At 37.7% G+C, this 21,837-nt stretch carries 19 protein-coding genes and 1 other annotated feature; of the genes, 15 read left to right on the top strand and 4 right to left on the bottom strand.

Features of this window, described 5'->3' with window-relative positions:
- Nucleotides 1–4 precede the first annotated feature (4 nt).
- Both tgt and yajC read left to right on the top strand, forming a co-directional pair.
- A complete protein-coding gene (gene tgt, locus SB773_RS06550) occupies nt 5–1,144 on the top strand; it encodes a tRNA guanosine(34) transglycosylase Tgt (protein ID WP_002015319.1) in 1,140 nt (379 codons plus the stop codon).
- 27 nt (nt 1,145–1,171) lie between these two features.
- Nucleotides 1,172–1,432, top strand: a complete 261-nt coding sequence (gene yajC, locus SB773_RS06545) for a preprotein translocase subunit YajC (protein ID WP_002034132.1) — start codon at nt 1,172–1,174, stop codon at nt 1,430–1,432.
- Nucleotides 1,433–1,469: 37 nt separating this feature from the next.
- Here yajC and SB773_RS06540 read toward each other — a convergent pair whose 3' ends face one another.
- A complete protein-coding gene (locus SB773_RS06540; protein WP_002165041.1) occupies nt 1,470–1,853 on the bottom strand; it encodes a TIGR04086 family membrane protein in 384 nt (127 codons plus the stop codon).
- Nucleotides 1,854–1,956: 103 nt separating this feature from the next.
- On the opposite strand from SB773_RS06540, the gene SB773_RS06535 reads away from it, so the two are divergent.
- Entirely contained in the window at nt 1,957–2,613 is a 657-nt protein-coding gene (locus tag SB773_RS06535; RefSeq protein ID WP_410589076.1) for a DUF421 domain-containing protein, read from the top strand.
- Nucleotides 2,614–2,642: 29 nt separating this feature from the next.
- Here the strand turns inward: SB773_RS06535 and spoVB are convergent, their stop codons facing one another.
- On the bottom strand, nt 2,643–4,202 hold the full coding sequence (gene spoVB, locus SB773_RS06530; RefSeq protein WP_410589074.1) for a stage V sporulation protein B: 1,560 nt from the start codon (nt 4,200–4,202) through the stop codon (nt 2,643–2,645).
- Between the two features lie 186 nt (nt 4,203–4,388).
- Between spoVB and SB773_RS06525 the strand changes: the two genes are divergently transcribed.
- The 12 genes from SB773_RS06525 (at nt 4,389) to SB773_RS06470 (ending at nt 19,361) form a co-directional block, all read left to right on the top strand.
- Nucleotides 4,389–4,673 carry a post-transcriptional regulator gene (locus SB773_RS06525; protein ID WP_002112000.1) on the top strand — a complete coding sequence of 95 codons (285 nt, stop codon included), beginning with the start codon at nt 4,389–4,391 and terminating at the stop codon, nt 4,671–4,673.
- Nucleotides 4,674–4,955: 282 nt separating this feature from the next.
- The gene (gene secDF, locus SB773_RS06520; protein ID WP_410589072.1) at nt 4,956–7,220 is read left to right on the top strand and encodes a protein translocase subunit SecDF; all 2,265 of its coding nucleotides are present in this window, start codon (nt 4,956–4,958) and stop codon (nt 7,218–7,220) included.
- Nucleotides 7,221–7,527: 307 nt separating this feature from the next.
- Entirely contained in the window at nt 7,528–8,421 is an 894-nt protein-coding gene (locus SB773_RS06515; protein ID WP_002015308.1) for a cation diffusion facilitator family transporter, read from the top strand.
- 101 nt (nt 8,422–8,522) lie between these two features.
- Complete coding sequence (gene recJ / locus SB773_RS06510; protein WP_410589069.1) at nt 8,523–10,844, top strand: single-stranded-DNA-specific exonuclease RecJ; 2,322 nt, start codon at nt 8,523–8,525, stop codon at nt 10,842–10,844.
- A gap of 65 nt (nt 10,845–10,909) precedes the next feature.
- Entirely contained in the window at nt 10,910–11,422 is a 513-nt protein-coding gene (locus SB773_RS06505) for an adenine phosphoribosyltransferase (protein ID WP_002015305.1), read from the top strand.
- Nucleotides 11,423–11,633: 211 nt separating this feature from the next.
- Complete coding sequence (gene relA / locus SB773_RS06500; RefSeq protein ID WP_410589066.1) at nt 11,634–13,817, top strand: GTP diphosphokinase; 2,184 nt, start codon at nt 11,634–11,636, stop codon at nt 13,815–13,817.
- 17 nt (nt 13,818–13,834) lie between these two features.
- Nucleotides 13,835–14,275 carry a D-aminoacyl-tRNA deacylase gene (locus tag SB773_RS06495; protein WP_215576561.1) on the top strand — a complete coding sequence of 147 codons (441 nt, stop codon included), beginning with the start codon at nt 13,835–13,837 and terminating at the stop codon, nt 14,273–14,275.
- Nucleotides 14,276–14,391: 116 nt separating this feature from the next.
- Nucleotides 14,392–14,724, top strand: coding sequence for a YrdB family protein (locus SB773_RS06490; protein ID WP_410589064.1), 333 nt, complete (start codon nt 14,392–14,394; stop codon nt 14,722–14,724).
- 82 nt (nt 14,725–14,806) lie between these two features.
- Nucleotides 14,807–14,983: a hypothetical protein gene (locus SB773_RS06485; protein WP_002015300.1), complete on the top strand. Its 177-nt coding sequence runs from the start codon at nt 14,807–14,809 to the stop codon at nt 14,981–14,983.
- A 54-nt stretch (nt 14,984–15,037) separates the two neighbouring features.
- Nucleotides 15,038–15,268: a binding site (T-box leader), on the top strand.
- Between the two features lie 69 nt (nt 15,269–15,337).
- Entirely contained in the window at nt 15,338–16,609 is a 1,272-nt protein-coding gene (hisS, locus tag SB773_RS06480) for a histidine--tRNA ligase (RefSeq protein WP_012261743.1), read from the top strand.
- 12 nt (nt 16,610–16,621) lie between these two features.
- A complete protein-coding gene (gene aspS / locus SB773_RS06475) occupies nt 16,622–18,397 on the top strand; it encodes an aspartate--tRNA ligase (RefSeq protein ID WP_113734177.1) in 1,776 nt (591 codons plus the stop codon).
- Between the two features lie 196 nt (nt 18,398–18,593).
- Nucleotides 18,594–19,361, top strand: coding sequence for a tRNA threonylcarbamoyladenosine dehydratase (locus tag SB773_RS06470; RefSeq protein WP_410589061.1), 768 nt, complete (start codon nt 18,594–18,596; stop codon nt 19,359–19,361).
- A gap of 156 nt (nt 19,362–19,517) precedes the next feature.
- Here SB773_RS06470 and SB773_RS06465 read toward each other — a convergent pair whose 3' ends face one another.
- Together SB773_RS06465 and SB773_RS06460 are read right to left on the bottom strand one after the other, a co-directional pair.
- Nucleotides 19,518–20,159, bottom strand: a complete 642-nt coding sequence (locus SB773_RS06465; RefSeq protein ID WP_410589059.1) for an RsfA family transcriptional regulator — start codon at nt 20,157–20,159, stop codon at nt 19,518–19,520.
- 37 nt (nt 20,160–20,196) lie between these two features.
- Nucleotides 20,197–21,483: a replication-associated recombination protein A gene (locus tag SB773_RS06460; protein WP_410589057.1), complete on the bottom strand. Its 1,287-nt coding sequence runs from the start codon at nt 21,481–21,483 to the stop codon at nt 20,197–20,199.
- Nucleotides 21,484–21,837: the final 354 nt, after the last annotated feature.

The following is a 21,837-nucleotide window of genomic DNA, read 5'->3' as shown; positions in this document are numbered from 1 at the left end:
AATTATGACAGCAATTCGTTATGAATTTATTAAAACTTGTAAACAAACGGGTGCGCGTTTAGGTCGAGTGCACACGCCACATGGCTCATTTGATACACCGACATTTATGCCAGTTGGTACACTTGCAACAGTTAAAACAATGTCACCAGAAGAATTAAAAGCAATGGATTCTGGCATTATTTTAAGCAATACGTATCATTTATGGCTACGTCCAGGCCACGAAATTATTCGTGAAGCAGGTGGCTTGCATAAGTTTATGAACTGGGATCGTGCAATCTTAACGGATTCAGGTGGATTCCAAGTATTTAGCTTAAGTGATTTCCGACGCATTGAAGAGGAAGGTGTTCATTTCCGCAATCACTTAAATGGCGATAAATTATTCTTATCTCCAGAAAAAGCGATGGAAATCCAAAATGCATTAGGTTCAGATATCATGATGGCATTTGATGAGTGTCCACCGTTCCCAGCTACTTTTGAATACATGAAAAAGTCTGTAGAGCGTACAAGCCGCTGGGCAGAGCGTTGCCTAAAGGCGCATGAACGTCCACAAGATCAAGGTTTATTCGGTATTGTACAGGGCGGGGAGTTTGAAGAGCTTCGTCGTCAAAGTGCGAAAGATCTTGTTTCAATGGACTTCCCTGGCTATGCTATCGGCGGTCTATCTGTTGGTGAACCGAAGGATATTATGAATCGTGTTCTTGAGTTTACAACACCACTTCTTCCTGATGATAAACCACGTTACTTAATGGGTGTAGGTTCTCCTGACTCGTTAATTGATGGTGCGATTCGCGGTGTTGATATGTTTGACTGTGTACTTCCAACTCGTATCGCTCGAAATGGTACATGTATGACAAGTGAAGGCCGCTTAGTTGTGAAAAATGCGAAATTCGCTAGAGACTTCGGGCCGCTTGATCCGAACTGTGATTGCTACACATGTAAAAACTATTCTCGTGCGTACATTCGTCACTTAATGAAATGTGATGAAACGTTCGGAATTCGTTTAACGTCTTATCACAACCTTCATTTTCTGTTAAACTTAATGGAGCAGGTGAGACAAGCTATTCGTGAAGACCGTCTTGGCGATTTCCGCGAAGAGTTCTTTGAACAGTATGGCTTTAATAAACCGAATGCTAAAAACTTCTAATACATAATTTAAAAGGAGGAACACAAGATGAATGCAGGTATGATGAATATCGTTATGATTGTTGCGATGTTTGCGATTTTCTATTTCTTATTAATTCGCCCGCAACAAAAGCGTCAAAAAGCAGTTGCTCAAATGCAAAATGAAATCAAAAAAGGTGATGCTATCGTAACAATCGGTGGTTTACACGCTACAATCGAATCAGTGGATGAAACGAAAATTGTTGTTAAATCTGGTGGTTCACACTTAACTTTCGATCGCAATGCGATTCGTGAAGTTGTGAAAAACTAATGATGAAGGCCCTGCATGAAATGTGCAGGGCCTTTTTTTAACTATTTTGTTTTGACATATTTACACCGAAGATACCTCCGAGTGTACTCGCACCCATTAATGCTAATTGGTAGAGTAACTGTGAGTTCGATAAAGTTTGAGAGAAGCCTAAATAGTTAACGAGAAAGACGAGAAGAGCGAATGTAAGGCCTGTTGTGAAACCTACTAGCCATCCTTTTCCTTGTGCCTTTTTACCAGCAATAAATCCAGACATAAGCATAGATAGAAGGGCTATTATAAAAATAATAATTACTAATGTCCCTTCATTAATATTCGTAAATTTTAATAAAAGAGCCATGATCATACTTGTAATAGATGCGAGGATTAATAGGGTAATAATACCGAAGCCGATTGCGCTCGATAATTTTTTCGTTCCATCCATTATGCATTCCCCCTTTTTAATACAAGCATATTTTCATTTTGTTTAAGTTAGACTAGTTTCTTTTTTGTAGGGGAGCCTATAAGTAAAAAAAGGGGATGTAGAAATGGAATGGGTATCAATAATCGGACGAACAATGCTTTTGTATATAATCATTTTAATTATTTTTCGTCTTATGGGTAAACGTGAAATTGGAGAATTAAGTGTATTAGATTTGGTTGTATTCATTATGCTCGGTGAAATGGCTGTAGTGGCAATTGAAAATACAGATAAATCACTTTGGCATCAATTAGTTCCAATGACTTTTCTTATGTGTATACAAATTATTTTGTCGGTCATTTCTTTAAAGTTCCAGCGTTTTCGGCATTTAATAGAAGGGGAGCCTGCGATTCTTGTGAATGCAGGTAAAATTGATGAAAAAAAGATGCGGAAGCAGCGATATAACATAGATGATTTATTGATGCAACTACGTGAGCAAGGAATCGGAGATGTGCGTGATGTAGAATACGCTATTTTAGAACCATCTGGAAAGTTATCTGTCTTTCAAAAACAAAAAAGTAAAAAGAACAAAAATGATACACCAATTTTTACACTCCCACTAATTATTGATGGAGAAATTCAATACAATCATTTGCAAATGATCGAACATACAAATGAGTGGCTCGTTGAGAAACTGAATAACTTAGGTTATAAAGATGTGAAACAGATTGTATATTGTAGTTTTCAAAATGGACAGTTTTTCGTTGATTTGAAAGAAAATTAGAGGCTTACCATTTTGAATGGCAAGCCCGCTTACTTCAAAAATGAAAGTTTCCGAATGATAGGGAGACGACTTAATTCTTCTTTTCGAATGAGTTTGAAAACGAAGAGGAGAACGATATAAACGATTGTTGTTAAAGTGATTTCCCATAATGTTTGTATGCCAAGTGAATGAGAAAAAACGATATACTTATGAAGATAAAAACCGAAGGTACCAGCAATCCCGATAGCAATTCCGCCGAAAATATAGTCTTTTGCATAAATGGTAAATGCAATTTTCTTTAAAACAGTGGCGTAGTGAAGGAATGTTACGGTTACTATATTTGCTGCGATGGCGAGGGCAACCCCCATCATTTGGAACTCTGGGCGTGAAGCGAGTACAAAGATAACGATTAATTTTACGATAGCGCCAATGAATGTGTTCATCATAGCAGCGCGTGCTAAGCTTAAAGCTTGCAAGACAGACGTAAGGGGGCTTTGAAAATAATGAAATAAAAAGCAAGGTGCAAGAAGCTGGATGAATGCGGCCGCGTTGTCTGATCCGTACATGAGAGTTAAAACTGGAGAAGCAAATACATATAATATAACGACTGACCATCCGCCGGTTATTAAGGAAATTCGAAGTGCTTGTTGTAATCGGTGTTCTACTAATTTGTGTTGTCTCTTTGCCATTGCCTCGCTAATTGATGGGACGAGTGCTGTAGAAAGAGCGTATGTAATAAAGGCTGGCAGTGATAGAAGCGGGAACGCATATCCGTTTAATATACCGTATTGCTGAGTTGCGACAGAAGCAGCAACGCCGGCGATCGCTAAGCTTTGCATAACGACGATAGGTTCAAAGAAATAAGAAACGGAACCAATTAAACGGCTTCCTGTAGTTGGTAAAGCAATGTCCATAAGGGAATAAAACGTATTTTTGCTCTCCTTTACAGTAGTGAAAAATCCAGAGCGTATAGATAAATGTTTTTCGCGTTGGAATAAAGTAAGTAAAAATAATAAAGATGCAACTTCGCCAAGAACAGCTGATAGCATGGCACCGGCTGCAGCATATTCTACGCCGTAAGGTAAAAATAACCGAATGCATACAGCAATAATTGTAATGCGGACAACTTGTTCTATGACTTGAGCGTAAGCGCTCGGCTTCATGTTTTGTTTCCCTTGGAAATAACCACGTAAAACGGAAGAAACTGCAATAACAGGGACGACAGGTAAAATAGCCATTAATGGATAGTAAGTTCTTTCATCTGTTAATAATGTTTTTGCTAAAATAGGTGTGAGTAGCATAATCCCAATTGTTAAAATGATGCTAATAATGGATGTAACGGCTAGCGAGACAGTTAATATTTTTTTAACCCTTTGCTTATCGTTCACTGCTTCCGCTTCTGCTACAAATTTTGCGATTGCAACAGGAAGGCCAATTTGTGTTAATGTAATTGCTAAAATGAAGGTGGGGACAGCCATCATATAAAGGCCAACGCCTTCTTCGCCTAAAATACGTGCCATTACAATGCGGTTAATAAATCCAAGGATTTTTGTAATAAAACCGGCTATCATTAAAATAAATGCGCCTTTTAAAAAGCTTTGTCTCGTCATACTCTTCTCCTACCTTCTCAAAATCAATGGAATGATTTACAATAATTTATATGCACGTATGAGACAAGAATGACAAGCATTTAAGAGAGTGAAGTATGAATGGTACTCTTGAAAGAAGTTATTACTGTCCATTAGAGCGGGATTAAAAGCGACTTTTCGTGCTGAAATAAGAAGGAGATGTTATATATGTTGGATAAAGAGGCTTTGGTAGAATCATACCGCGGACAGTTACAAGTCGTTTTAGAAAGTAAAGTAGAAGAGTTTCAAATGTTCGGTTACGACCGAGTGACAGATAATGATATTTGGAAGTTTCTCAAGGCGAAAAAGTGGAAAAAGATAGATAGTGATGTTAGGTTATATGAATTAGTAAATGATGTATTAAGAGTAAGTACTAATGAATATATGAATTATTTAACTGTTGAAGCATATCAAGCGCCACTTTGGTCGTTTGATGAATATGAAAATAAATAACCGACTGTAATTGGTTTGTTCTTCCTTTTGCAGTATAATGATAGGTATTGATAAAGAGGAATTAATTATGTCTAAGATTATATATAAAGGAGGTAGTGAAGAGGAAAAATAAATAATGAATAGTGTAGGTATTGTGAAAATCTTACCGACACAGCTAGTGATGAACTAGCGGAAATACATGTATTTTATAGAAAGTAAGTCTACTAACTAGGCGTATGCACACGTGCGAAAATGAATCGTAAGAGATTTATTGAAAGTGTTAGTAGCAGAAAGAGGGTACATATGGCAAAGCGTGGTACAAGAATTGCCGCCTTTTTCCTCATCGTTTTATTAATTGGTGGAGTAATTGGTGCGGCAGGAAAAGACATAGCAAAAGGAATTAGTCTAGGACTAGACCTTCGCGGTGGTTTTGAAATTCTGTATGAAGTAAAACCAGCCAAAAAAGGTGATAAAATCGATCGTGATGCACTTGTAAGTACAGTAGGTGCTCTTGAAAATCGTGTCAATGTTCTTGGTGTAAGTGAGCCGAACATTCAAATCGAAGGGGAAGATCGAATTCGTGTACAGCTTGCTGGTGTACAAGATCAGCAAAAAGCACGTGAAATGTTATCAACACAAGCGAAACTAACATTCCGTGATGTGGATGACAACCTGCTTATGGACGGAGCGGATTTAAAAGGCGGCGGAGCGAAGCAAACATTTGATGAGCAAGGCCGTGCGAGCGTAGGTCTTACACTAAAAAGCGCTGAAAAATTCCGTGAAGTAACTGAAAAGATTTCAAAAATGCCACCACCAACGAATTTAATGGTAATTTGGCTTGATTTTGAAGAAGGAAAAGATTCATATAAAGCAGAATCTGCAAAACCGAATCCGAAGTTTTTATCAGCAGCAACAGTAAGCCAAGTATTTAACCAAGCTGAAGTATCTATCGTAGGTGGAAACTTTACAGTTGAAAGCGCGAAAGAACTTTCATCTTTATTAAATGCAGGTGCACTTCCTGTTGATTTAAAAGAAATGTATTCAACATCTGTTGGAGCGAAATTTGGTCAACAAGCATTAGAGCAAACGATTTTCGCTAGTGCGATTGGTATTGCTATTATCTTCTTATTCATGCTTGTATTCTACCGTTTACCAGGACTTGTAGCGGTTATTATGTTAGGTTTATACATTTTCGTTACATTACTTGTCTTTAACTGGATGCATGCAGTTCTTACATTACCGGGTATTGCGGCATTAGTGCTCGGGGTTGGTATCGCAGTTGATGCGAATATTATTACGTACGAGAGATTGAAGGAAGAGCTTAAAATTGGTAAGTCGATGATGTCAGCATTCCGTGCTGGTAACCATCGTTCATTATCGACAATTTTAGATGCGAACATTACAACAATTGCAGCAGCTGGTGTATTATTCGCTTACGGTAATAGCTCTGTAAAAGGATTCGCAACAAGTTTAATCGTAAGTATTTTAGTTGGTTTCATTACGAACGTATTCGGTACTCGTTTCTTACTAGGTTTACTTGTAAAGAGCCGTTACTTCGATAAAAAACTATCTTACTTCGGTGTTAAGGAAAAGGATATTATTCCATTAACAAAAGGTGTAGTACATCCACCGACGAAATTTGATCGTATTAACTTCGTAAATATCGGTCATAAATTTTTCTTATTCTCAGTTGTAGTCGTAATTGCTGGGGCAATTATATTACCAATTTTCAAAATGAACCTTGGAATTGACTTTGCAAGTGGTACACGTATTGACTTGCAATCAAAACAAGCACTTACTGTGTCTGACGTTCATAAAGACTTCAACGAACTGAAGATTGATGTGAAAGAAGAAAATATTGTACCGACTGGTAATGATAATAAAGGTTTCGCTGTTCGTACGTTAGGTGTGTTATCGAAAGATGAAATTGCGAAAACAAAAACATTCTTTAACGATAAATACGGTACAGAGCCAAACGTAAGTACAGTTTCGCCGACAATCGGTAAAGAGATTGCACGAAATGCATTCATCGCGGTTCTGATAGCTTCATTGGTTATCATCTTATACGTAAGTATTCGTTTCCGTCTTACGTACGCAGTATCTGCAGTAATCGCATTATTACATGATGCATTCGTTATGATTGTTATGTTTAGTCTTTTCCAGATAGAGGTAGACTTAACGTTTATCGCTGCGATATTAACGATTATTGGTTACTCTATCAATGACTCAATCGTTACATTCGATAGAAACCGTGAGTTATACAAACAGAAAAAACGAGTTCGCGACATAAAAGACCTAGAAGAAATCGTAAACTCAAGTATTCGTCAAACAATTGGTCGTTCAATTAATACAGTGTTAACAGTGTTATTCCCAGTAATCGCACTACTTATTTTTGGTAGTGAATCACTGCGTAACTTCTCACTTGCATTATTAATTGGATTAGTTGTAGGTACGTACTCTTCTATTTTCGTGGCTTCTCAAATTTGGTTAATGCTTGAAAACCGTCGTTTGAAAAGGGGAAAAAACAAGAAGAAGGTTGAGAAAGAAGAACCTGAACCGCAAGTATAAAAAAGATGATGTCTCATTATGAGGCATCTCTTTTTTCGTTTGTGGATACAATAAGATAGCAACTTTTGAAAGAATGAAATGGAATAAAGTGGTGATGTTATTGCTGATTTTGTTAAAATAAAGTGAAACTTTAATAAGTGGGGGTTTTGTTCATCCCCACTTATTATTAGCCCTCACCAATCGGGCTTTTACGGGCAGTTGATCTCCCACCTAACTTCCTTGTATTTGCCGGATTTTGAGGTGGGGGGCTTACTGCCCGCAAATAGCGGGATAAAAAGATAGGTTAAGAAAAGAAGGGATTTCAATTATGGAAAAAGATGAACGTTTTAAACAGGCCGAGTTTGGTGCTATTGTCGGAATCGTTGGTAATATTATATTAGCGATTGTAAAAGCGGTAATTGGTTATATTGGAAACAGTAAGGCACTTTTAGCGGATGCGGTGCATTCTGGATCAGATGTAATTGGCTCGTTAGCTGTACTTTTTGGATTACGAGCGGCAAAGCAACCGCCTGATGAAGATCATCCATATGGTCATGGTAAAGCGGAATCGATTTCAGCGATTATTGTTGCGGTATTATTATTTATTGTTGGAATAGAGATAGCGATTTCGTCTATAAAAGCTTTTTCACAAGATTTAGAACCACCAAAAGGAATTACGATTTTTGCAGTTATTCTTTCGATTGTAGTGAAAGAAGGGATGTTTCAGTATAAATATCGATTAGGGAAGAGGATAAATAGTGATGCAATTATTGCAAATGCATATGAGCACCGTTCGGATGTGTTTTCTTCAATTGCAGCTTTAATCGGCATTTGTGCAGCTATTATCGGTGGTAAGTTAGGTATAGATTGGCTTGTATATGCCGATCCAATTGCAGGATTATTTGTCTCAATTCTCGTTGCTAAGATGGCGTGGAGTATTGGAGCAGAAGCTATTCATGCAACGCTCGATCATGTTCTACATGAAGAAGATGTTGTTCCGCTTAGGGAGGCAGTTTTTCAAGTGGAAGGTGTGAAAAAAATAGGCTCTTTATATGCAAGAGAACATGGCCACTATGTTATTGTTGATATTAAAGTATCTGTAGATCCATATATCACTGTAGAAGAAGGTCACCGCATCGGAAAACATGTAAAAGAAAAACTTATGAAACAAGATAACGTACAAAACGTTTTTGTACATATTAATCCGTATTCTCCAAATTAAACATAACAGATATTTAATTATATAGATATCGAATCGTAGTTTGCATTATATTGTCACCCCTTAATCTGTCTTGTATAATGGATAGGTTAAGGGGTGATTTCGTGTTACAACCGAAGACGCGTTGGAAAGAAAAAGAATATAATGAGGAACTAGTGAGTGAATTAGCAAATAAATTGCAACTATCACCTCTTGTGACTTCATTATTTCTTGGCAGAGGCTTAAATACAGAAGATAAGATTGTAGACTTTTTAAATACAGCAGATCAAGAATTTCATGATCCATTTTTACTTGAAGGAATGGATCGGACTGTAGAACGTGTGAAAAAAGCTATTGAAAATGGAGAACAAATATTAATATTTGGCGATTACGATGCGGACGGAGTAAGTAGTACGACTGTGTTATATCTTGCTCTCAAAGAATTAGGTGCAGAAGTAGAGTTTTATATTCCAAATCGTTTTACTGAAGGCTATGGGCCAAATGAAGAAGCGTTTCGTTGGGCGCACAGTGCAGGGTTCTCACTAATTATTACTGTCGATACTGGTATCGCAGCGGTACATGAAGCGAAGGTAGCGAAGGAACTTGGAATAGATCTTATTATTACAGATCATCATGAGCCACCACCAGAATTACCAGAGGTACTTGCGATTATTCATCCGAAATTAGAAGGCGGTGTTTATCCGTTTCATTATTTAGCGGGTGTTGGTGTTGCATTTAAAGTTGCACATGCACTTTTGGGTCGTGTACCAGAGCATTTGTTGGAAATTGCAGTAATCGGTACGGTAGCCGATTTAGTATCGCTTCACGGTGAAAATAGATTGTTAGTACAGCGTGGACTGAAGCATATGCGAATGACTCGGAATATCGGTTTAAAGGCGTTATTTAAAGTTGCTAACGTTTCGCAAAGCGAAATTACAGAAGAAAGCATCGGGTTCGCACTCGCACCTCGTATTAATGCAGTTGGTCGTTTGGAAGATGCAACACCTGCTGTACACCTTTTATTATCAGAAGATCCAGAGGAAGCGAAAGAGCTAGCTGAAGAAATTGATGAGCTGAACAAACTTCGAAAAGATATTGTAAAGCAAATTACTGAAGAAGCTATCGCTGAAGTCGAAAATAATTTCCCGCCAGAAGAAAATAAAGTATTAGTCCTTGCAAAAGAAGGCTGGAATCCAGGGGTAATTGGAATTGTCGCTTCTAAGTTAGTTGAACGTTTTTATCGTCCAACGATTGTATTAAGCATTGATCCTCATAAAGAAACAGCAAAGGGATCGGCTCGTAGTATTGCAGGATTTGATTTGTTTGCAAACCTTTCAGATTGCCGTGAATTGTTACCGCATTTCGGAGGTCATCCGATGGCAGCGGGAATGACACTTAATATGAATGATGTGGATGAATTAAGACGCAGGTTAAATGAGCAAGCAGATGTAATTTTAACAGCAGAAGATTTTATTCCGATTACAGCAGTGGATGCATTTTGTAAAGTAGAGGATGTAACGCTTGCCGCGATTGAGGATATGCAAAAGTTAGCGCCATTTGGCGTAGGAAATCCGAAACCGCGTATTGCGGTGAAAGATGCTGACTTAGAAAGTATCCGTGCAATTGGATCTGATGGTTCGCATTTAAAAATGGCTCTTCGTGATGGACAAGCAACACTGGACACGATTGGATTTGGATTTGGTACTTATGCGAAAGAAATCTCTCCAGTTGCGAAGGTTTCTGTAGTAGGAGAAGTGTCCATTAATGAATGGAATAACTTTAAAAAGCCGCAATTAATGGTGCAAGATATTGCTGTAGAGGCATGGCAATTATTTGACTGGCGTAGTATGCGTAATGTAGAAGCAAATTTAGCAGAACTTCCGAAAGAAAAAATAACAATGGTGTATTTTTCTGAAGAGGTATTGAATAAATTTTCTTTAGAAGGCTATAAAGAACAGCTCGTGCATGCATCAGAGGTAGCTCATTTTGATGATCAATACATTGTGCTACTTGATTTGCCGAAAGGAACAGATGAATTAGGTGATGTATTTAAGGCTGGATTCCCAGCTCGAATTTACACGCTATTTTATCAAGAGAATAATCATTTATTTAGTACGGTCCCAACGAGGGAGCATTTTAAATGGTACTATTCTTTCTTAAGCCAAAAAACACCATTTTCTTTAAGGCAATATGGGGAACAACTGTGTCGTCATAAAGGTTGGTCAAAAGATACAGTAAATTTCATGACACAGGTGTTTTTTGAGTTAGAATTTGTTACAATAAAAGACGGTGTCATTTTTATGGCAGATAAAAAACAAAAGCGTGATTTAATTGAATCGAACACATATCGTGAGAAAATGAACCACTTACAATTAGAGAAAGAATTGGTTTATAGCACATATCAGCAACTATATACATGGTTTGAAACGATTCGTGATCATAAATAAGTAGAACAGTTAGGGTAAAGGATTTGTATTTACAAACCTTTTATATCTGAGGAGGATTCAGAAATATGGATTTCAAGCAACATATCGCAATTGTACCAGATTATCCGAAAGAAGGTATTGTGTTTAAAGACATTACACCTTTAATGAACGACGGAAAAGCATATAAAGCAGCAACAGATGCAATCGTTGAGTATGCAAATAAAAGAGACATTGATGTTGTAGTAGGACCAGAAGCGCGTGGTTTTATTATTGGTTGCCCAGTTTCTTATGCATTAGAAGTAGGTTTCGCACCAGTTCGTAAATTAGGGAAATTACCACGTGAAGTAATTACAGTTGACTACGGTAAAGAATATGGAACGGATGTTTTAACAATCCATAAAGATGCAATTAAGCCAGGCCAACGTGTATTAATTACAGATGACTTATTAGCTACAGGTGGAACAATTGAAGCGACAATTAAACTAGTTGAAGAACTTGGTGGAGTTGTAGCAGGAATTGCATTTTTAGTAGAGCTTACTTACTTAGATGGTCGTAAAATGTTAGATGGTTACGATGTATTAGTATTAGAAAAATACTAATCATTATATAGGTGAAACTACGGTGATAAAAAAGTACCCGTGAATCTCTTGGAGAGGAGCGGGTACTTTTGTATAATTGCACAAAAAAATATGGTGAAATGTCAGTAAAATCTTTTCCTTTTCACAATTCACAATCATTGGGTTATAATGATAGAATATAATTTATTCTATTCAATAAAGATAAAGTCAATTTTCAATAAAAGGTGATTCGATGGCAAATGAGCAAGTACTAACAGCTGAACAGGTACTCGAGAAAGCAAGTCAATATTTAGCGGATGGAGATATTGAGCTAGTGGCACGTGCCTATGAATATGCGCGTGATGCACATAGCGAACAATATAGAAAATCGGGTGAACCATATATTATTCACCCAATTCAAGTTGCAGGTATTTTAGTTGATTTACACATGGATCCGGCTACAGTATCGGCAGGTTTCTTACATGATGTAGTGGAAGATACAGAAATTACATTAGAAGACATTGAACGGGAATTTAATAAAGAAATCGCTATGCTTGTCGATGGTGTTACAAAGCTTGGAAAGATTAAATATAAATCCCATGAGCAGCAACAAGCAGAAAACCATCGCAAAATGTTTATCGCAATGGCTCAAGATATTCGAGTTATTTTAATTAAACTAGCTGATCGTCTTCATAACATGCGTACATTGAAACATTTGCCTCAAGAGAAGCAGCGTCGCATTGCGAATGAAACGTTAGAAATCTTTGCACCTTTAGCACATAGACTCGGAATTAGTACTATTAAATGGGAGTTAGAGGATACGTCACTTCGCTATTTAAACCCGCAGCAATATTATCGTATTGTGAATTTAATGAAGCGTAAACGTGCAGAGCGTGAAGAATATTTAGATGAAGTAATGACTGGCATTCGCGAGAAATTAAAAGAGGTTTCAATTCAACCTGAGATTTCTGGAAGACCAAAACATATTTACAGTATTTATCGTAAAATGGCATTGCAAAATAAACAATTCAATGAAATTTACGATTTACTAGCTGTACGTGTCGTTGTGAATAGTATTAAAGATTGCTATGCGGTGCTTGGAATTATTCATACGTGCTGGAAACCAATGCCAGGTCGTTTTAAAGATTATATTGCAATGCCGAAAGCAAATTTATATCAATCTCTTCATACGACTGTAATTGGACCAAAAGGTGATCCGCTAGAAGTGCAAATTCGTACGAAAGAAATGCATGAGATTGCAGAATTCGGAATCGCGGCACATTGGGCGTATAAAGAAGGTAAAGCAGCAGAAACAACGGGTACATTAGAGAAAAAACTAACATGGTTCCGTCAAATATTAGAATGGCAAAATGAAGCTTCTAATGCAGAAGAATTTATGGAATCATTAAAAATTGATTTGTTCTCTGACATGGTATTCGTCTTCACACCGAAAGGCGATGTAATGGAATTACCACTTGGATCTGTTCCAATTGACTTTTCGTATCGTGTCCATTCGGAAATTGGAAACAAAACAATTGGTGCAAAAGTAAATGGGAAAATGGTGACGCTTGATTATAAATTAAAAACAGGTGACATCATTGAAATTTTAACATCGAAACATTCGTATGGCCCAAGTCAAGATTGGGTGAAACTTGCTCAAACATCTCATGCGAAAAATAAAATACGTCAATTCTTTAAGAAACAACGTAGAGACGAAAATATTGAAAAAGGCCGTGAACTTGTTGAAAAGGAAGTACGTGGTCTAGAGTATGAGATGAAAGAAGTATTAGCGCCTGATAACTTAAAACGTGTCGCTGAGAAATTTAACTTTGCAAATGAAGAAGATATGTTTGCAGCAGTTGGATATAGCGGAATTACAGCGTCGCAAATTGTTACGCGACTAACGGACAAGTTCCGCAAACAACGCGAAGAAGAAGAAATCGTTGAAGTTAAAGAAGTTCGTAAACCGATGAAAATTCGAAAATGGGATTCTGGTGTAAAGGTAAGCGGTGCTGATAATTTATTAATTCGTTTATCAAAATGCTGTAACCCAGTTCCGGGCGATGATATCGTTGGGTATATTACGAAAGGCCGAGGCGTATCGATTCACCGCCGTGATTGTGTAAATGTTCATACAGAAGAAGCTGTAGAACGATTATTAGAAGTAGAGTGGGAAGGTAGCTCTGAAAAAGAAATTGAGTACAATGTTGATATTGAAATTTCAGGCTATGATCGTCGTGGTTTATTGAATGAAGTATTACAAGCTGTTACAGAAACGAAGACGTATATCTCAGCTGTTTCTGGTAGAAGTGATCGTAATAAGATGGCAACGATTAACATGTCGATTTCTATTCGAAACTTACAACACTTGAAAAAAGTAGTAGAGCGCATTAAACGTGTTCCAGAAATTTATGCCGTACGACGCATGATGCATTAATAGGGAGTGTAGAAAAGATGAGAGTTGTTTTACAACGATCAAAGGAAGCGTCTGTCACAGTAGATGGCGAGATTGTAGGACAAATTCCATTCGGTTTAACATTACTAGTTGGCATTACGCATGAAGATACAGAAAAAGATGCAACTTATATCGCAGAAAAAATTGCAAACCTACGTATTTTTGAAGATGAGAGCGGAAAGATGAACCACTCTGTACTTGATATGAAGGGACAAGTTCTATCTATTTCGCAATTTACATTATACGGAGATTGCCGCAAGGGAAGACGTCCAAACTTTATGGATGCTGCGAAACCTGAGTATGCAGAACATTTATATGATTTCTTTAATGAAGAAGTTCGTAAACAAGGACTGCATGTGGAGACAGGACAGTTCGGAGCAATGATGGACGTTTCTTTAATCAATGATGGTCCGGTGACCTTAATTGTAGAAAGTAAATAGTGTTGCCGGGGAAGAGAGGATTATAGGTCCTCTCTTTTTTCATACATTGTGGTATGTTTTGTTTAGTTACAATAGGATTTAATTTGAAGAGGAATAAAAGGAAAAGAAGGTGTAGCATGCTTCAAGAATTCAATATAGCTTTACGTTTTATGCTGGAGTTATGCATTCTTGGGATTGTTGGATACTGGGGGTTCCGAATAGGAGAAATACCTGTTGTAAAAATTACACTGGCTATTAGTCTTCCGATTGTTGTTGCTGTCATATGGGGGTTATTTGGAGCTCAACACGCAGAGTGGGAAGTGCGTGGTATATTGCATGTATTGTTAGAAATTATCGTGTTTGGAGTAGGGGTTGCAGCGTTGTATCATTTGAAGCACCCTTTACTTGCGAGTGGATTGGCTACCGTTATTATTGTTAATCGCATTCTTATGTTTATTTGGAATCAATAACTGTTTCGGCTATGTATAACTATCTCATCAATATGGAACAATAAAAAGTAAAACAACCATATTGAATGTGAGGGATATACGTATGCGTATGAATGAAAAAGGGCATTCTGTTACAAATGGTGCAAATCAACTGTTTAACGTAAATTTACATGATTTTATTTCAAAAGAACAAAACAATACTTCAATGGAGCTTGCTTCTGAGTTTGGAATTTCACTACAAGATGTAAAGCGCCTAAAGAAGCAAATTGAGCGCTCTTAGAGCACTTGACAATCCTACTCAACAAACGTATAGTAATTTTATATTTACATATGAATATAGCCGTTGATAGAGGAGAGTAAATGAGATACACATGGAAAGAGAAGAAATGTCCTAGGCTGAAAACATTTCTACATGATGACTGATTGAATGACACTCTGTAGGTTTCAACTTGAAAGGCTTATACGCTTAGTAGAGATGAACGCAAATTTAAGCGTTATTAAAAAAGTGGAAGCATACGTGCTTCAATTAGGGTGGCACCACGGGTATAATACTCTCGTCCCTACTGTTCAAACAGTAGAGGCGGGAGTTTTTTTATTTTTATTAAGATTAAAACAATTTGAGGAGGAACTGAATATGTCTATTCAAATCCCACGCGGAACGCAAGATATTCTTCCAGGTAGTGTTGAGTTATGGCAGTATATCGAAGGGCAAGCGCGCGACATTTGCCGTCGTTACAATTATAAAGAAATTCGTACACCAATTTTTGAGCATACAGAGCTATTTTTACGTGGTGTTGGTGATACGACAGATATCGTACAAAAAGAAATGTATTCATTCCAAGACCGTGGAGAGCGTAGTTTAACATTACGTCCAGAAGGTACTGCACCTGTTGTACGTTCTTACGTTGAAAACAAAATGTTCGGTGATGCAACACAACCAACAAAATTATACTATATCGGCCAAATGTTCCGTTATGAAAGACCACAAGCAGGTCGCTATCGTCAATTCGTACAATTCGGTATTGAAGCAATTGGTAGTAACGATCCAGCAATTGATGCAGAAGTAATTGCACTTGCTGTAGAGTTTTACCGCGGTATGGGCTTGAAAAATATTAAAGTTGTATTAAATAGCTTAGGTGATGCAGCGAGTCGTCAAGCACACCGTGATGCGTTAATTGCTCACTTTGAGCCGCGCATTGGAGAATTCTGTTCTGATTGCCAATCTCGCTTAGAAAAAAACCCTCTTCGTATTTTAGACTGTAAGAAGGACCGTAATCATGAATTAATGAGCACGGCACCATCTATTACAGAATACTTAAACGAAGATTCAGCAGTATACTACGACAAAGTACAAGAACTACTAACGATGATGGATGTTCCATTTGAGAAAGATCCGAATTTAGTACGTGGTTTAGACTACTACCAACACACTGTTTTTGAAATTATGAGTGAGGCAGAAGGTTTCGGTGCTATCACAACATTAAGTGGCGGTGGCCGTTATAACGGACTTGTACAAGAAATCGGTGGACCGGAAATGCCAGGTATCGGTTTTGCGATGAGTATTGAGCGTTTAATTATGGCGCTGAAGGCTGAAAATATTGAGTTACCAATTGAACATAGTATTGATTGTTACGTTGTAGCACTTGGTGAAAAAGCGAAAGACCGTGCTGCAAAAGTTGCGTTCGATCTTCGTAAAGCTGGATTATCAGTTGAAAAAGATTATTTAGATCGCAAAATGAAAGCACAATTTAAATCTGCAGATCGTTTAAATGCGAAATACGTAGCTGTATTAGGGGAAGATGAGCTAGATAAAGGCATCATTAACTTAAAAGATATGGCAACAGGCGGACAAGAAGAAGTAGCGTTAGATGTATTTGCTTCATATGTAGCAGAGAAATTAATATAGGGGGAACTTAAAGTGGCTGAAAGAACACATGCATGCGGAAAAGTAACAGTAGAAGCGGTTGGACAAACAGTTCAATTAAAAGGTTGGGTACAAAAACGCCGTGATTTAGGTGGATTAATCTTTATCGACTTACGTGACCGTACAGGTATCGTACAAGTTGTATTTAATCCAGAAACATCAAAAGAAGCGTTAGAAGTAGCAGAAACGATTCGTAGCGAATACGTATTACACGTAGAAGGTACAGTTGTTGAACGTGGTGAAGGCGCAATTAATGATAATATGGCAACTGGTCGTATTGAAGTACAAGCATCGAAAGTAAATGTATTAAACGCAGCGAAAACAACGCCAATCATTATTGCTGATGATACAGATGCATCAGAAGATGTGCGTTTAAAATATCGTTACTTAGACTTACGTCGTCCTGCAATGTTCAACACATTCAAAATGCGTCATGACGTAACGAAAACAATTCGTAACTTCTTAGATACAGAAGAATTCTTAGAAGTTGAAACACCAATTTTAACGAAGAGCACGCCAGAAGGAGCTCGCGACTATTTAGTACCAAGCCGTGTGCATGATGGTGAATTTTATGCATTACCTCAATCTCCGCAGCTATTTAAACAGCTTCTTATGGTCGGTGGATTTGAGCGTTACTATCAAGTAGCACGTTGTTTCCGTGACGAAGATTTACGTGCGGACCGTCAACCGGAATTCACGCAAATTGATATCGAGGCATCATTCTTAACACAAGATGAAATTTTAGAAATGATGGAGCGTATGATGACGAAAGTGATGAAGGATGCAAAAGGTGTAGAAGTTAGTGCACCATTCCCTCGTATGAAATATGCTGATGCAATGGCCCGCTTTGGTTCTGATAAGCCGGATACACGCTTTGAAATGGAACTAAAAGACCTATCTGAATTTGCAGTAGGCTGTGGATTTAAAGTATTTACAAGTGCTGTAGAAAACGGCGGACAAGTAAAAGCGATTAACGCAAAAGGTGCAGCGAGCAAATACTCTCGTAAAGACATCGATGCATTAACTGAATTCGCCAAAGTATACGGTGCAAAAGGTCTAGCTTGGCTTAAAGTTGAAGAAGACGGCTTAAAAGGACCGATTGCGAAATTCTTCGGTGAAGAAGAGGCAAACGTGTTAATGAGTACATTAGAAGCGGATGCTGGTGACTTATTACTATTCGTAGCAGATAAGAAAAGTGTTGTTGCAGATAGCTTAGGTGCACTTCGTTTACGTCTAGGTAAAGAACTTGAGTTAATTGACGAAAGTAAATTTAACTTCCTATGGGTAACTGATTGGCCACTTCTTGAGTACGATGAGGATGCAGATCGTTACTTCGCAGCTCACCACCCATTCACAATGCCATTCCGTGAAGACGTTGAGTTATTAGAAAAAGCACCAGAAAAAGCACGTGCACAAGCATATGACCTTGTATTAAACGGTTATGAGCTTGGTGGTGGATCACTTCGTATTTACGAGCGTGACGTACAAGAAAAAATGTTCAAAGCACTTGGATTCTCACAAGAAGAAGCACAAGAACAATTCGGATTCTTATTAGAAGCATTCGAATACGGTACACCACCACACGGCGGAATCGCATTAGGTTTAGACCGTCTTGTTATGTTACTTGCAGGTCGTACGAACCTTCGTGATACAATTGCATTCCCGAAAACAGCAAGCGCAAGCTGCTTATTAACAGAAGCGCCAAGCCCAGTTGCAGAAGCTCAGCTTGAAGAGCTAAGCTTAAAATTGAGCTTGAAAGAAGAGAAGTAAGAATAGAGTCTAGATGGTTATACTAACCCCATCTAGGCTTTTTTTATAGAGATTGTTTAAAAAGTCCGGTTTTACATTATGTTTTCCTTGTTTGAAATACGTATTTTTAGGAATTCTATAACTTTTTCTATACAAATAGTCGGAAAAACGCTAGAATACATGGTAGACCATTTTTGTAATAGGAGTGTAGAGCTGAATGTTACATCAATTTTCACGTAATGAATTAGCCTTTGGAAAAGAAGGCCTTGAAATATTAAAAAATAGTACAGTCGGTATTTTAGGTATTGGCGGCGTAGGATCATTTTCCGCAGAAGCGTTAGCACGTTCTGGCGTAGGACGTCTCGTATTAGTTGACAAAGATGTTGTAGATATTACAAACGTAAACCGTCAAATTCACGCGTTAGTATCTACTGTAGGACGTTCAAAAGTAGAATTAATGAAAGAGCGTATTGCAGATATTAATCCAGAGTGTGAAGTAATTGGACTAGAGATGTTTTATACAGATGAAACATATGAAGAGTTCTTTAAACACGGTTTAGATTTCGTAGTAGATGCATCTGATACGATTACGTTCAAAATTCATTTAATTAAACAATGTTTACGTCGTAAAGTCAAAATTATCTCATGTATGGGTGCGGCAAATAAAATGGACCCAACTCGTTTCCGTATTGCGGACATTTCTAAAACACATACAGATCCAATTGCGAAAGTAATTCGTACGAAGCTTCGTAAAGATGGTATTAAAAAAGGTGTAAAAGTTGTCTTCTCTGACGAAAACCCAATCGTAATTCGTGAAGAAGTACGTAAAGAAATCGTACCAGACGAAAATGCAAAAATTCGTAAAGCGAAATTACCACCTTCTTCAAATGCGTTCGTACCATCTGTGGCTGGTTTAATTATGGCAAGTCACGTTGTACGTGAGCGTATTAAAAACGTAGAAGTGAAGCGTGTAGGGCAAGAATAAAAAGGAAGCATATATCGTTTAGGATATATGCTTTTTGTATGTTTTAAAGAAATGTCGATGTCGAATCGTTAATATAATTTCATTTACTGTGGTGCTTTTTCACTAAGGGAAAATAAACAGGGATGTCACTTATTTGAAAAAGTGGCATCCCTGTTTTTAGTTTTCTGCAGAATATATAATATCTAAATTTCCATTTTGATCGGTTTTGAAAATCGGAGCAATTTGCTCTTCTTGTTCTTCGACCGAAACAAGTTTTCGAGCACGATCCATAATTCTAACAAGCATTGCATAATCTTCTTCGATTGCTTGTTGTTTTTGTGTGAGAACAGCTAATTTTGCTTCAAGTTCATTATTCGTTTTTTTCAGGGAAGTGAGCTGATCTTGTAATACGTCATTTTCAGTTTGTAACTTTGCGAGTGAAGGGTTATTGTGCTCCAAGTTTTGCAAAAATGAGATGACATTTTGCATTGTAAGATCTTGTTTATTTGGGGCAATATCTTCTGAAAACTCGGCATCGATTACGAGCTGCCGAGTTTGTGTGAACTGCTCTTTTTCTATTTTAGCTTCCGAACGCTTTAATTCTTTACGTTGTTTTTTTGCGATTTGCACCGCATCTTCATAATATGGTCTTACTTCAGCATTCCATCTAAAGCCACAAGCTGCTGAAGTTCGGTTTAATGTATCACCAACTTCATCGAATGCTTTTATTTGTGTACTTCCGCTGCGGATATGTCGTAAAACAGTTTCTGCTAAAAGGAGATCGTCTTCTTTTGTCCATGCATCTTGACGTGTTTTCATAAGCGAACCCTCCGTAATGGTGACGTTTTCGCTTATATTACCCTTTATTCTTCGTTTTATGCGAACTTTGTAATCTTTCATAAACAGTAGAAAGTGCTTGTTCAAATTTTCCTGTCGTTTTCGGTTTATAATATTGCTTGTTTTTAATTTTATCAGGTAAGTATTGTTGTTGTACCCAACCGTTTGGGTGATCGTGTGGATATAAGTATCCGATGCCTCTTCCTAACGATTCGGCTCCTGTATAATGACTATCTTTTAAATGACTTGGAATATCGCCTGTTTGGCCATTACGTAAATCGTGTAGTGCGGCATCGAGTGCTTTATAGGCCGAGTTTGATTTCGGTGATAGACAAAGTTCAATAACAGCATTTGCAAGTGGTATGCGTGCCTCTGGGAAGCCGACCCGTTCAGCTGATTCAATCGCTGCAAGTGTACGTTGTCCAGCTTGTGGGCTAGCAAGTCCGATATCTTCATATGCCATAATAAGCAGACGTCTACCGATGCTTTGTAAGTCACCAGCTTCAATAAGACGTGCTAAATAATGAAGTGCGGCGTTCACATCACTTCCGCGTACTGATTTTTGAAAAGCAGATAAAACGTCATAGTGAGCATCGCCACCTTTGTCGTGAACGAAACTCTTTTTCTGTAAGCATTCTTCCGCGATTTCAAGTGTGATTTCCGCGGCTTTGTCGTCAGTTGTAAAGCTAGATAAAACAGCTAGTTCAAGTGCATTATAAGCTGAGCGCATATCTCCGCCTGACGCATTTGCAAAGTGATGTAATGCCTCATCCGTAACAGTTACATCATATTCCCCAAGCCCTTTTTCTTTATCTTCAAGCGCTCGTTTTAAGCCAATTAAAATATCATCTTCTGTTAATGCGTGTAATTCGAAGATTTGACAACGACTTCGAATAGCAGAATTAATAGCATGGAACGGATTGCTTGTCGTTGCACCAATTAAAGTAAGAAGTCCGCTTTCTAAATGGGGTAATAGAAAGTCTTGCTTCGCTTTATCTAGCCTATGAACTTCATCCAAAATTAAAACGAGGTGCCGATGCATTTTCGCTTCTTGTACGACAACTTCCATATCTTTTTTATTATGAGTAACAGCGTTTAAGAGGCGAAACAGGGTTCCAGTACTTCCTGCAATTGCGCTGGCGATTGATGTTTTTCCTGTGCCTGGAGGACCGTATAAAATCATTGATTGAAAATGATTTGCTTGGACCATTCGCCATAAAATCTTACCTTCACCAACTAAATGCTGTTGTCCGATAATTTCTTGAATATTTGTAGGGCGCATTCGATGTGCGAGTGGTTGTTTCATTTGACCCTCTCCCTTAATGTATAATCTCATTCTATCGTATCATTTTTTTTGATGAAATTTGAAATAGGATGCTGTTTTGTGGGGGGGATGAATATGAAAATTCCTATTTTTCTTTCAATTGTAATAATTTCCGAGTTTTTCAATGTGATTTTATGTTATCATTTTGATACACAAGTTGAAATTTCTTATAATACTATATTATGCTATAATTTCATAGGATTTTAAATTGTGTTCTTTTATAAAGTGAAACTTTAATTAGTGGGGGTTTTGTTCATCCCCCACCTAACTTCTTTGCTCCAGCCGAATTTTGAGGTGGGAGTTTTACTGCCCGCAAATAGCGGGATAAATAAGATA

This window comes from Bacillus sp. SIMBA_074 (genome assembly GCF_046534555.1).
GTDB lineage: Bacteria > Bacillota > Bacilli > Bacillales > Bacillaceae_G > Bacillus_A > Bacillus_A mycoides.
The sequence above is the reverse complement of the archived record's forward strand: the minus strand, read 5'-3'. Positions and strand labels throughout refer to the sequence as shown.